Source organism: Neobacillus niacini (genome assembly GCF_030817695.1).
Classification (GTDB): Bacteria; Bacillota; Bacilli; order Bacillales; family Cytobacillaceae; genus Neobacillus; species Neobacillus niacini_F.
Map to the genome: position 1 here is coordinate 619,300 of NZ_JAUSZQ010000002.1, position 13,266 is coordinate 632,565.

Here is a 13,266-nt window from a genome sequence, read left to right on the forward strand (position 1 = left end):
ATGATCAGAACTGAAGAAATGCTGCTAAACGTCGGTCCTCAGCATCCAAGTACGCACGGAGTATTCCGGCTAGTAGTAAAGATTGATGGGGAAATCATTACAGAAGCAACCCCAGTCATCGGTTATTTACACCGCGGAACGGAAAAATTGGCCGAGAACCTGCAATATACACAAATTATCCCATATACTGACCGGATGGACTATTTGTCGGCGATGACAAACAACTATGTTATCTGTCATGCTGTTGAAACGATGATGGGAATTCAAGTTCCGGAACGTGCTGACTTCCTTCGTGTTATGGCGATGGAATTAGGGCGTATTGCCAGCCACCTGGTTGCATGGGGAACGTACATCCTTGACCTTGGTGCGACAAGTCCATTCATTTATGCGTTCCGTGATCGTGAAATGATTATCAATATGCTTAACGAATTATCAGGTGCTCGTTTGACCTTCAACTATATGCGTGTTGGCGGGGTTAAGTGGGACGCTCCAGAAGGCTGGGTTGACGGAGTAAGGGAATTTGTACCTTATTTGCGCGAACAGCTGAAGGGGTATCACAACCTCGTATCCGGAAATGAAATCTTTTTAGACCGTGTAAAAGGGGTTGGCGTTTATTCAAAAGAGGATGCCATCAACTATTCACTCAGCGGTCCAAATCTTCGCAGTACCGGGGTGAAGTGGGATCTTCGTAAAGATGAGCCATATTCCATTTATGACCGCTTTGACTTCAATGTCGTCACAAGGGACGAAGGCGATTGTTTAGCCCGCTACCATGTGCGTCTTGAAGAAATCGAAGAATCATTGAAAATCCTGGAGCAGGCATGTGAACAATTCCCTGCTGAAGGCGAAATTATGGCGAAAGTACCAAAAATTATCAAAGCACCAAAAGGAGAAGCTTTTGTAAGAATTGAATCTCCGCGTGGAGAAATTGGCTGCTATATTTCGAGTGACGGAAAAAAAGAACCGTACCGCTTAAAGTTTAGAAGACCATCATTCTATAATCTGCAAATTCTCCCGAAATTATTAGTAGGCGAAAACATTGCAAACTTGATTGCGATTTTAGGGGCAGTTGACATTGTCCTTGGGGAGGTGGACGGCTAATGGTAGAGGATTTACTCCAATCCAGTCCAGGCTTGATGAACTTTGGAATCTTCTTTTTACTCGCGGTTGTCTTACTATTAGTAGTCTTAGGTTTCGTAACCTATGCGATATTAGCTGAACGAAAGGTTTTAGGATACATGCAGGCCCGTCACGGCCCTAACCAGCTCGGCGGTAAGTGGGGATTGTTGCAGACGGCAGCCGACGTTCTTAAACTCTTATTAAAAGAAGATATTATTCCAAAGGCAGCCGACAAGCCGTTATTTATCATAGCGCCAATCATTGCCTTTACGCCGGCCTTTATGGTAATGGCGACCATCCCGTTTACCGACAAATTTCAATTTGCTGATATCGGGGTTGGCCTGCTCTATTATATTGCCGTTTCTGGTATGACGATTTTTGGAATGGTTCTCGGCGGCTGGGCATCTAACAATAAATATGCGCTTCTAGGGGGCATGCGTGCAGGCGCGCAGATGATCTCCTATGAAATACCGCTCGTTATGTCTGTACTAGGAGTTATCCTATTAACCGGAAGCTTAAACTTAAATGATATCGTCGCACAACAGGGAGAAACAGCTTGGTTTATTCTTTTGCAGCCAGTTGCGTTTGTCGTATTTTTCATTGCATCGATTGCAGAATTAAACCGGACGCCATTTGACCTTCCTGAATCTGAGAACGAGCTGGTTGCCGGATACTTTGTTGAGTACTCAGGATTCCGTTGGGCATTTTTTATGCTCACAGAATATGTTTACATGTTTGCGATGTCATCCTTGATCACCGTCATTTTCTTAGGTGGATGGCTGCCGCCGCTGGATATATTAGGATTTATCCCAGGCGCAGTATGGTTTGCACTCAAATTCTGTATCGTCGTCTTTGTTTACTTCTGGTTACGGGCTACACTTCCGCGTTTCCGAATCGACCGATTAATGGAATTCGCGTGGAAAGTACTATTCCCAGTCGCATTAGCAAACATCTTCTTAACAGCGTTAATCAAAACATTATTTTTCTAGGGTGATAGGCACCACATTAGAGTAATTCTAAATAAACAAAGGGGTGAAAAACGTGCTTGGATTTACAAAAGGCTTGAAATATACCCTAAAACAGCTGACGAAAGAAAAGGTAACCTATAATTATCCTGATGAGCCGCTTCCGCTTCCGGACCGCTTTCGCGGTATTCAAAAGTTCTATCCGGAAAAGTGTATCGTGTGTAATCAGTGCATGAATATTTGCCCGACAGAGTGTATTAATTTAACGGGTAAAAAACATCCGGATCCAACGAAAAAAGGGAAAATCATTGATACGTATGATATCAATTTCGAGATTTGTATCCTATGTGACCTCTGTACGGAGGTTTGCCCGACTGAAGCGATTGTCATGACCAATAACTTTGAGTTAGCGTCATACAGCCGTGATATGTTATTTAAAAACCTTGAATGGTTAGATGAGAACGACGAAAATGTACGGCAGGTGAATAAACCATGACAATCACAGGCGAGTTTATCGCATTTATGGGCCTCGCCCTTGTCGCCATCATTGGCGGTGTCCTGTTATTGAACCTTACCAAAGTCGTGCACATGGTCGTGGCCCTCATTTTTACGTTTGTCAGCATTGCAGGTATTTACGTGCTGCTGTCAGCTGAATTTGTCGCAGCGGTTCAAATCTTGATTTATTCTGGTGCGATCACGATTATCATGTTATTTGGAATCATGTTAACGAAGCATGATGATGAAGGGGAAACCACCACAGGCAGAGGAAGAAAGGTTCTATTATTTCTAGGTATACTCGGATTTGCAGCTGCGGTCTACATTGGAATCTATGATTTCAACGTGGTACAGGTACCAACGGACTTACATGTGGACAATACAATGAAAATAGGGGAAGCCCTTTACTCTAAATGGGTCATTCCATTTGAATTAACATCTGTTTTACTATTAGTGGCACTTGTTGGAGCGATTGTTCTGGCGAAGAAAGACGAGAAGGAGAGTGACAAGGAATGAGTTCAGTTCCTGCTTCAGCCTTCCTGGCACTCGCACTGATACTATTCTGTATCGGCTTATACGGGGCATTGACAAAACGAAACACCGTCATCGTCCTCATCTCGATCGAATTAATGCTGAATGCCGTTAATATTAACCTGGTAACCTTCAGCAAATACGGTGTAGCACCATCCATCACCGGTCAAATCTTCGCTCTGTTTACGATTTGCGTAGCCGCTGCAGAAGCAGCAGTGGGTCTAGCCATCCTAATGGCCTTATACCGCAACCGCAAAACCGTCAACATCGATGATATGGACACAATGAAAAACTAATTTTAGTAGCTAATAAATTTTCAACACTGCGGTGCCTGTCACCGCAGAAAGACACTGTCCGTCTCAGGTGGACAAATTGGTAATTATTGGTGTACTTCCTCAGTGGACAGTGTCCACCCGGTGAATTTTATAGAAAAAATTCACCTAGTGAATTTTATTAAAAATTCACCACAGGTGACAGGCACCATTTCTAAAAAAGGGGATTGTGATGATGATGGAAAATGCATGGATCATACCGCTTTTCCCGCTATTATCGTTTTTGATTCTTCTTCTATTTGGTAAGCGGCTGAAGGATGCGAGTGCGTACGTGGGTATTCTGCTTACGTTGGCCTCGCTAGTATATTCGTTGTTGGTGTTGTTCGAAAGGTTCACGGAACCAACGTTTAAGACTTCAACGGAGTGGCTCAGGATAGGAGATATTTCTTTAACAGCGGGCTTTGAAGTGAATCAATTGAATGCATTAATGCTAGTAATTGTCTCGCTCGTCAGCTTCCTGGTACATACATATTCAAAAGGATATATGCACGGGGATGAGCGGTTTCCAGTATTCTATGCCTATTTAGGACTATTTACGTTTGCAATGCTTGGGCTAGTCATCTCGCCAAACTTGCTGCAAACTTATATTTTCTGGGAGCTTGTCGGAGTCGGTTCCTTCCTCTTAATTGGATTCTATTTCTACAAAGAAGAAGCGAAGGCTGCGGCAAAAAAAGCGTTCATTATGACCCGTATCGGGGACCGTTGGTCTCTTAATCGGGATGATTTTATTATTCTGGGAAACAAGAAGCTTTGAATACAGTGAAATTTTCCGTGCCGTGGAGTCTGGCGCTGTTTCAAGCACGATGATTACGTTAACAGCCATTTTAATCTTCATCGGAGCTGTTGGTAAATCAGGTCAATTCCCACTTCACACATGGCTGCCGGACGCGATGGAAGGTCCGACACCAGTTTCTGCCTTAATCCACGCGGCGACAATGGTTGCGGCCGGTGTTTACTTAGTTGCTTCTCTTTTCCCGTTGTTCGCAGCGAGTGAAACAGCACTTTTAACTGTTGCCATCATTGGTGCATTTACGGCCATTTTTGCAGCTAGCATCGGTCTTGTACAAACCGATATTAAACGTGTTTTAGCCTATTCAACGGTCAGCCAGCTCGGTTATATGATGCTAGCATTAGGCTCTGCAGGCTATGTTGCGGGTGTATTCCATTTGATGACACATGCTTTCTTTAAAGCATTGCTATTCTTAGCTGCCGGGAGCGTTATTCATGCGGTACACACTCAGAACATCGAAGAAATGGGCGGTCTTTGGAAAAAGCTAAAGCTTACCGCACCATTATTCTTAATTGGAACACTGGCCATTAGCGGTGTGCCATTATTTTCAGGGTTCTTCAGTAAAGATGAAATTTTAATCGCAGCCTGGGAAGGCGGACATCCAGTCTTGTTCTTACTCGCGCTTGCTGCGGCATTTATGACCGCATTTTATATGTTCCGTTTGTTCTTCATGGTTTTTACAGGAGAACCGAGAACACCAATGAAAAATGTACACGAATCACCATCGATGATGACGTTCCCAATGATCGTTCTTGGTGTGTTAGCGGTTATCGCTGGGTACGTTCAAACACCATTCAACCACAATCTTGGCGAATGGCTTGTTAATGGCAACGAAGCATTAGGACATGGACATGTCGAAGGACCAATCTGGATTATGATTGCGGCAACCGTTGTTTCTTTAGCAGGTATCTACCTTGCTTACCTGATTTACTATAAGCGTTCCATCGCACGCAACTGGCTGTCAGGCAGCGGCGATACGCTTCACAGTATTTTGCTGAACAAATACTACATTGACGAATTTTATCAAATGACAGTAGTTGCCGTCACAAAAGGTATTAGCTACTTCTTACGCTTCATAGATGTCTTCCTAGTTGAAGGAATCATGAAGGGTGTTGCAGGCATTGTTCAAGGTCTTGGAGCAGCCGGATCGAAGCTGCAAACCGGTCAAACGCAAACCTATGCAGCTGTAGCATTTATCGGCTTGGCACTGCTTGCGGTCATCTTTGTGTTAACAGGGGGGTACTTATAAAATGGATCTTTCTTTCGTTCTATCACTATTAGTATTCTCCCCGTTACTCGGAATTATCGTTTTAGCGTTCATGCCTAAAACAGAAGAAAAGAGTATAAAAATTGTAGGCTTCCTAGCTACACTTCCAGCATTAGGAGTTGCCGTTGGACTTTATCTCCATTATTTATGGGGCAAGAGTTTGAGTGACTTTGATGTTGCTAAAGAATGGATTACCTTCGGCGGACTTCAGGGTGCGGAGGCTGGATTCTGGGCAGTAAACTATGAACTTGGTGTTGATGGCTTTACGATGCTTTTAGTTGTACTAACAGCAGTAGTGGCAACACTTGCTGCGATTGCCTCCATTTATGTGAAACACGAATGGAAAGGCTACTTCATGCTGTTCCTGCTGCTTGAAATCGGAATGCTTGGAGTATTTACAGCTGAAAACTTAATTCTATTTTTCTTATTCTTTGAAATTACTTTAATCCCAACCTTTTTCTTAATCGGAAAATGGGGTTATTTTGAAAAAGAAAAAGCCGCTTACAGTTTCTTAATCTATAACGGTTTAGGCTCAGCCGTACTGTTAATTGTGATTATGATTCTATTTGCAAAAACAGGAACCACCAACATTGAAATGCTCACGCAGATTATGAGCGATCCAAATGTTCCGATTACGAGTGATTTAAAACTAGGCTTATTGATTGCGCTTTTAGTTGCTTTTGGCGTCAAGCTGCCAATCTTTCCGTTACACAGCTGGATGCTTCGGGTCCACGTGCAGGCACCGCCATCGATTGTTATGATTCACTCTGGTATTCTATTGAAAATCGGTGCGTACGGGTTAATTCGCTTTGGAATGGGAATTTTTCCGGAGCAGTTTGAAAGCCTTGCGGTACTCTTAGCCATCCTTGGAGTGGTAAACCTTCTTTACGGAGCATTCCTAGCGTTCATTCAAACAGACTTTAAAATGGTGTTGGCTTACTCTTCGATTTCTCACATGGGAATCGTGTTAATCGGGTTAGCGGCGCTGAATGAAGCAGGCGTACAAGGTGCAATTTTCCAAGTGGTGTCACACGGTTTAATCTCAGCGCTATTGTTCTTCTTAGTCGGTGCCTTTTATGAGCGCACAGACACGTCTCTTATGGAGAATCTTGGCGGAATGGCAAAGGGAATGCCGATTGCTTCTGGCTTCTTGCTTGCAGGTGCATTGGCTTCACTCGGATTGCCAGGAATGTCCGGATTCGTCAGCGAATTCATGGCGTTCTTAGGTTTATTTGAAGAAATGCCTTGGATTGCGGCTGTCGGAACGATCGGGATTATCATGACCGCTGTTTATTTATTACGTGCTGTGCTCGGTATTACGTACGGACACGCACACCGTGACTTTACCGGAGTCGTCGATATCAAAGGTGTCGAATGGGTGCCGGTTGTCGTGCTAATCGCTTTAATCGTCTTAATTGGGGTAGTACCAAGCGTTCTAAGCTCACCGCTTCAAGCCACACTTGAAACGATTATGCTAGGGTTAGGAGGGTGATGAAGGATGAGTCTTGAGGAATTAACATCATTTAACTGGAGCATCATGACACCAGAGTTCATCATCGTTGGTGTAGCAGCGCTTCTCACAGTAATCGATTTATTTATGCCGAAAAAGCAAGATCGCCGAATCCTCGGTTGGATAGCTATTGCCGCGATTTTCGCCGCAATAGTTTCCCTAGTCGGACTGCTTGGTGCAGCGCCTGATTCTATTTTAGAGGACACCTTCCGTCTTGATTCTTTTGGAAAAGCATTCAAACTCCTTCTGCTTGCAGGGGCAGCACTTGTACTATTTTTAGCAGTCTCCTACAAGGGTGATGAGGGGATGGATGAATACCGCGGTGAATTTTATTATTTATTCCTAACCGGATTACTCGGCGGAATGATTATGACTTCCAGCGGTGACTTAATCACGTTATTTATCGGGTTAGAGTTGTTATCAATTTCTTCTTATATTTTAGCAGGTATTCGCAAACGTAATTTGCAATCAAACGAGTCGGCAATGAAATATGTTATCAACGGTTCGATTGCAACTGCGATTACATTGTTCGGTATGAGCTATGTATACGGTTTAACAGGCACAACAAATTTATTAGCTATCGCTGGAGCGCTTCAGGCCTTGGCTGACGCCCAGCATGCGTATTTGCTAGGACTGGCATTCTTAATGATTTTCGTTGGTTTAGGCTTTAAATTGGCGGCAGCTCCGTTCCATATGTGGGCGCCAGACGTGTATCAGGGAGCACCAACACCAGTTACCGCATTTTTGAGTGTTGTTTCAAAAACAGCAGGTTTCGTAATTGTTGCTCGTATTTTAATATCGGTCTTTGGTGTAGCAGCTACAGAAGGCCCTGGCTCAATACCAATTCTTTATAACATGCAGGACTATATCGCGGTTGTTGCCGGAGCTACAATGATTATCGGAAACGTTGTTGCTCTGAAACAAAGCAATATTAAAAGGATGTTTGCGTACTCAAGTATTGCGCACGCCGGTTACATCCTCGTTGCTTTTACAACACTGAGTTCGAACTTCTTTTACAGTGTTTGGTTCTACCTATTAGCCTACCTGTTCATGAACCTAGGGGCTTTTGCTATCATCCAATTAGTGGAGGAAAAAACTGGTTCAACAAAGATTGCTGATTTTGCAGGATTGTACCGACGTTCACCTGTGTTAGCAGTCACAATGGGAATCTTGTTAATCGCTTTAGCTGGCTTCCCAGGTACGGCAGGTTTCATTGGTAAGTTAAACATCTTTATCGGTGCCTTCATGGTGCAGGAACCGCATTATGTACTGGCATCCGTTATGATTGCCACAACTGTAGTGTCTTACTTCTACTACTTCGGTATCATGACACAAATGTTCTTCCGCCCAGCAGCGGACGATAGCAAATTTACCAAAATTCCAGTCGGAATACTGGTTGTCTTAATCGTTACGGTCGTAGCGTCGATACTGTTTGGTGTGTTCCCAGATATCGCGATTGACTTCGTGAACGAAAACTTTAACCAATTCTCAGACTTTCTACAATAGACCGGTAACTTTGGGGGAAGAACCCGGTCTAGGTCAATAAGAGGGGTAACAATATATAGTAAAAGAAGAGGCATGGGGGCCTCTCCTTAACAAGAAAAACGGTCCTTTAAAGGGACCGTTTTTTTGTGGTTATTACTGAATGGGATCTGGGACTTGTCTCTTTTCATGCAGGTCATCCTTAGAATCACTATTTTTCATTTCATTGCCAAGCCTCTTCAGTTCATCCCAATCTTGTGCCATTGAGCTATTGTTTGCTGCCGCTAATGTATTCCTGTCATCCTGATTAGGAGTGATTCTATTTTTCGTTAAAACCAGTATTTTACCTTCTTTAACGGAGTTCCCATAGTATTCAGCTTCATCGTCTGGAATTCCGATTGCAATCAGTGCTCCCGTTAATCCACCTAAGCCGGCACCCGCTACAGCTCCAATTAAACTAGACGCAATTGGACCCGCCGCGATAATTGGTCCCACTCCGGGAATTGCCAGCGCACCTACTCCTACTAGCAGCCCTGTTAACCCTCCGAGGGTTCCACCTGCTAACGCACCTGTAGCAGCAGTTTCTTCAGCAACAGTACCTGTCTCATCCGCAATATAATTCACATTTTTGAGGTCTTTACCAATGACATAGATATCTTGTTTGTCGTATCCTTGTTTAACAAGATCCTCAATCGCAATGATTGCTTCCTGTTCGGAGTCATAAACACCTACAACATTCCTTTCAACCCTGTCCATTTTTAATTCCTCCTCTTTGTTTATTTAAAAAGATTGATAGTTTGGCAGTATTACACAATAACTATCTTGATAATCTATCCTTTACTTTCCCAGCTTCTTCTTGTACTTTACCTTTAACTTGATCGACTTTGCCTTCAGTTTCTGTCGAACGATCATCGGTTAATTTACCCCATTGTTCTTTGGCCTTTCCTTTAACTGTATCTACATATCCATTCATTTTATCTTTATTCATATTGTTCAGCCTCCTAGTTTTTTATTTTTACTGCCCACCAGGGCTATTGGTTAACACCATCACCAACCCCGTTATCCTCAACTTTCTTTTCTAACTCTTTTTGTGCTTGTTTTAATTCCTTTTCAACTGTATTGACGGTTTCATCCACTTTTTGCTTTGTGTTCTTATCTACTTCATCATTCTGTTTTCCATCACTGACTCCATTATCTTGGTCGACTCCATCACCACAGCCCGTTAATCCGGCAAAGGTAAGGGAAACGGCCAATCCACCGACTAGTAAACTTTTCTTCATGGTTAACACCTCCAAGAAACTTTTGTACGATGCATAAGGGTTTTATTGTTAAGAATCCTGATACCAAAGCGAGTTATTGCAGGAATGTAGTGATAATTTAGCTTTTGTAGCCTCTATTAAACTCATGCCTCTTTAGCTCCCTTCGTCGTGTTTTGTTCTGCCCTTTTTATATTCCCATTCATAAAGTTCTGAAACTTTTTTTAGGACAAAAATGCTTGAAATCCGTTTTCTTTCTATTAAATAGTTTTTTTAAAAAAACATTTGCTTGATAGAAAATGAACATTTTTTTGTTTAGGTCACTAACTAAAAGGGTAAAAGCATACTAGACAAATTAAAGGAGGAAATAACAATGGAAAAAACATGGAAAAAGAAATTAATCATGACAGGTATGGTATTTGCTTTAACATTTGGTGCACTGACAGGCTGTGGAGATGGAGTGGACCAGGACAATGGAGTAACAGACGGAGAACAAAAGGATGATCAAGATAACAAAAATCCAGAAACAAACTAGTGTCTAATCAAGTAAAAAGTAGAAAAGGAGATTGGTAGAATGAATGTAAACGAAATGATGGCGGGGTGGACCTCGTACTTTTATCAGCTTCCGAACCTATTATTTGCCCTTCTAGTCTTATTGGTTGGCTGGTTGATTGCCAAAAGCATTGGTAAAAGTGTGGAAGCCCTTCTCAGGAGAACAAAATTTGATGATAAGTTGTTTGCAAACGTTGGAACAAAGAAATATTCTTCTGAAATCATAATAGGAAAAATAGTTTATTATATCTTACTCGTAGTGGTGTGGATTATCTTTTTTAATATGCTTAACTTAAGCTTAATTGCAACACCACTCGTACAAATGCTGACGATGATTACAGCAGCGATTCCAAACTTGCTAAAAGCTGCCCTTATTTTATTATTTGCTTGGGGTGTTGCTTCGCTGCTCCGTATCCTTTTTAAAAAGGGAGCAGCTGTGGTTCATTTGGAACGCCGTTTCGTTCAATGGAAAATCGCGATTAGTCAAAGTGAAGCGGTAGACAAGGTAAACGGTATTGCAAAGGCAATCTTCTATTTCGTCCTGTTACTGTTTTTACCTGGAGTACTAGGAGCCCTGCAGATTGAAGGAGTGTCAGAACCATTTGCCGATACGCTTTCAACCTTACTGGCCTTTATACCTAAACTATTTGCAGCCGCCCTTATTCTGTTTGTCGGCTGGCTGATTGCAAAAATAGTTCGAGATATTCTAACAAACTTCTTAAGCAGTATTGGAACAGAAAAGCTTGGCCAACGTTTAGGAATTGTAAAAACGAAGGATAGTATTAGTCTTTCTAGTATTATCGGAAACATCGTGTTTATTTTAATCTTAATCCCAACCATTATTACGGCTTTAGAAAAGCTAGAGTTAAAGGGTATTTCTGATCCAGCAATTGCTATGCTTCAAGATGTGGTAGCGATTATACCGAACATAGCGGTAGCGGTAATTCTAATTTTAGTCGGGATTTGGCTTGGAAAATGGGTGGAGAAAGTCGTTTCACAAATGCTTTGGCGCTTAAAGGTTGATAATGTCTTTAACCATATGGGTCTCGGCTCACTGAAACCGGAGCAATCCACCTACACACTTTCTCAAATTATTGGGATGCTAGCAAAAATTGTTGTTATTTTATTATTTACGGTCGAAGCCTTACAAATTGTTCAATTGGAGTTCCTTGTCGTTCTTGGAACAGGGGTAATTTCGTATTTACCAATGTTGTTTGCCGCCCTTATTATCTTAGGCATCGGTTTATATCTTGGTAACTTAGTACAGCGTATCTTACAAAATATCCTAAAGAACAGCTATTCTAATACCCTGGCTGCTGTTGCGAAGTATGCCATCTTTACGATTACCATCTTTATGGCATTAGATCAACTGGGTGTAGCGCACTCCATTGTTAATGCTGCATTTATTCTCCTATTAGGCGGATTAGCATTAGCGTTTGGACTGGCATTTGGACTTGGAGGAAAAGACTTTGCTTCCAAATATCTGCGTAAACTGGACAATAAAATCGATAATAAAATAATAGAATAAGAGATTCAATCAGGTAACAATCCGGATCTACGTGATTTCGGATTGTTATTTTTATAAGAAGGGAGGAAGGCTAATCAATGACAATTATAAATCTATTATTGATAGCCCTTTTAATTGCACTAACGGGCTTTTTTGTGGCGATAGAATTTGCGATTGTAAAGGTTCGTCCATCTAGAATTGATCAATTGATTGCGGAAGGGAAAAAGGGTGCTGTTTCTGCTAAAAAGGTAGTAAACCACCTAGATGAATACCTTTCAGCATGTCAACTAGGGATAACCGTTACGGCACTCGGACTCGGTTGGCTGGGAGAACCCACTGTGGAAAAACTAATCCATCCCTTGTTTTCTGTATTAAATATCAATGAGTCGCTTTCACATATTATTTCTTTTATTCTTGCCTTTGCATCCGTGACGTTTTTGCATGTCGTAGTGGGGGAATTAGCCCCGAAAACCGTGGCCATTCATAAAGCCGAAGAGGTGTCACTCCTGTTAGCTGCTCCAATCATAGGGTTTACCAAGGTAATGCGGCCCTTTATTTGGGCACTAAATGGCTCTGCCAGGGTGCTGGTCGGTCTCTTTGGCTTAAAGCCGGAATCCGAACAAGAATTAGCTCATTCTGAAGAAGAGCTTCGTTTGCTGTTGTCGGAAAGCTATAAGCGGGGTGAAATCAATCAAAATGAATTAAACTATGTAAACAATATTTTTGAATTTGATGAGAGAGTGGCAAAAGAAATAATGGTGCCCCGGACGGAGATCAGTTCGTTATCGATTAACGATTCCATTGATGTGGCTTTAAAAAAGATAAGAAGGGAGCATTATTCCCGGTATCCTGTCATGGAGGGTGACAAAGACAACATTATAGGCATTCTTAACGTTAAAGTGATGGTAACGGCCCAAGAAATGAATAAAAATCATAAGGAAGAAGGGAGTCTAAGACCCTTCATTAAACCTGTGATTAAAGCGATTGAAACCATCCCGATCCATGACTTATTGGTGAGAATGCAGAAAGAACGAACGCAAATGGCGATCCTTGTCGATGAATACGGCGGTACATCTGGGTTAGTGACAGTTGAGGATATTATTGAGGAAATTGTTGGTGAGGTAAGAGATGAATTTGATAACGATGAAGTAGCAAAGATTCAAAAGGTAAAGGAAAACCATTATTTACTGGATGGAAAAGTGTTAATTGAGGATGTTAACAATTTACTCGGTACAAACATATCAGGCGAAAGAATCGATACGATCGGCGGCTGGTTTCTTACACAAAACTTTGACGTTGGTATTGGGACAGAGGCTAAATTCGATGGATACCTGTTCAAAGTCCGTGAGGCTGTTGGTCACCATATTTTGTATTTAGATGTAAAAAAAATTGTCAGCTAAGCAAATGGAAGGCACACGTCATTTTAGATAACGTGTGCCTTTTATCTCCGTATTGGGATT

Annotated in this window: 13 protein-coding genes and 1 pseudogene; 11 read left to right on the top strand and 3 right to left on the bottom strand. The window is 42.1% G+C overall.

What is annotated here, in order from left to right; all coding sequences use genetic code 11:
* The 8 genes and pseudogenes from QFZ28_RS03330 to nuoN all read left to right on the top strand — a co-directional run bounded on the left by QFZ28_RS03330 (position 1) and on the right by nuoN (position 8,515).
* Positions 1-1,101 carry an NADH-quinone oxidoreductase subunit D gene (locus QFZ28_RS03330; protein ID WP_179598638.1) on the top strand — a complete coding sequence of 367 codons (1,101 nt, stop codon included), beginning with the start codon at positions 1-3 and terminating at the stop codon, positions 1,099-1,101.
* Entirely contained in the window at positions 1,101-2,108 is a 1,008-nt protein-coding gene (gene nuoH, locus QFZ28_RS03335; RefSeq protein ID WP_307193331.1) for an NADH-quinone oxidoreductase subunit NuoH, read from the top strand. The genes QFZ28_RS03330 and nuoH overlap by 1 nt, the downstream gene beginning before the upstream one ends.
* Positions 2,109-2,160: 52 nt before the next feature.
* The gene (gene nuoI, locus QFZ28_RS03340; RefSeq protein WP_063255622.1) at positions 2,161-2,580 is read left to right on the top strand and encodes an NADH-quinone oxidoreductase subunit NuoI; all 420 of its coding nucleotides are present in this window, start codon (positions 2,161-2,163) and stop codon (positions 2,578-2,580) included.
* Entirely contained in the window at positions 2,577-3,095 is a 519-nt protein-coding gene (locus QFZ28_RS03345; RefSeq protein WP_307193332.1) for an NADH-quinone oxidoreductase subunit J, read from the top strand. The genes nuoI and QFZ28_RS03345 overlap by 4 nt, the downstream gene beginning before the upstream one ends.
* Positions 3,092-3,406, top strand: coding sequence for an NADH-quinone oxidoreductase subunit NuoK (gene nuoK / locus QFZ28_RS03350; RefSeq protein ID WP_063255620.1), 315 nt, complete (start codon positions 3,092-3,094; stop codon positions 3,404-3,406). The genes QFZ28_RS03345 and nuoK overlap by 4 nt, the downstream gene beginning before the upstream one ends.
* 211 nt (positions 3,407-3,617) lie before the next feature.
* Positions 3,618-5,481, top strand: a pseudogene (gene nuoL / locus QFZ28_RS03355) (NADH-quinone oxidoreductase subunit L).
* Between the two features lies 1 nt (position 5,482).
* On the top strand, positions 5,483-6,991 hold the full coding sequence (locus tag QFZ28_RS03360; RefSeq protein WP_307193333.1) for a complex I subunit 4 family protein: 1,509 nt from the start codon (positions 5,483-5,485) through the stop codon (positions 6,989-6,991).
* Between the two features lie 6 nt (positions 6,992-6,997).
* Entirely contained in the window at positions 6,998-8,515 is a 1,518-nt protein-coding gene (gene nuoN, locus QFZ28_RS03365) for an NADH-quinone oxidoreductase subunit NuoN (protein WP_307193334.1), read from the top strand.
* 132 nt (positions 8,516-8,647) lie between these two features.
* Here the strand turns inward: nuoN and QFZ28_RS03370 are convergent, their stop codons facing one another.
* The 3 genes from QFZ28_RS03370 to QFZ28_RS03380 form a co-directional block, all read right to left on the bottom strand.
* On the bottom strand, positions 8,648-9,247 hold the full coding sequence (locus QFZ28_RS03370; protein ID WP_307193335.1) for a general stress protein: 600 nt from the start codon (positions 9,245-9,247) through the stop codon (positions 8,648-8,650).
* Positions 9,248-9,308: 61 nt separating this feature from the next.
* Entirely contained in the window at positions 9,309-9,479 is a 171-nt protein-coding gene (locus QFZ28_RS03375) for a CsbD family protein (RefSeq protein WP_307193336.1), read from the bottom strand.
* 43 nt (positions 9,480-9,522) lie between these two features.
* Positions 9,523-9,771, bottom strand: coding sequence for a hypothetical protein (locus QFZ28_RS03380; RefSeq protein ID WP_307193337.1), 249 nt, complete (start codon positions 9,769-9,771; stop codon positions 9,523-9,525).
* A 349-nt stretch (positions 9,772-10,120) separates the two neighbouring features.
* Between QFZ28_RS03380 and QFZ28_RS03385 the strand changes: the two genes are divergently transcribed.
* From QFZ28_RS03385 to QFZ28_RS03395, 3 genes are all read left to right on the top strand, one after another.
* Positions 10,121-10,282, top strand: a complete 162-nt coding sequence (locus QFZ28_RS03385; RefSeq protein WP_307193338.1) for a hypothetical protein — start codon at positions 10,121-10,123, stop codon at positions 10,280-10,282.
* Between the two features lie 39 nt (positions 10,283-10,321).
* Positions 10,322-11,827: a mechanosensitive ion channel gene (locus tag QFZ28_RS03390; protein ID WP_307193339.1), complete on the top strand. Its 1,506-nt coding sequence runs from the start codon at positions 10,322-10,324 to the stop codon at positions 11,825-11,827.
* Positions 11,828-11,904: 77 nt separating this feature from the next.
* The gene (locus QFZ28_RS03395; protein ID WP_307193340.1) at positions 11,905-13,206 is read left to right on the top strand and encodes a hemolysin family protein; all 1,302 of its coding nucleotides are present in this window, start codon (positions 11,905-11,907) and stop codon (positions 13,204-13,206) included.
* Positions 13,207-13,266 lie beyond the last annotated feature (60 nt).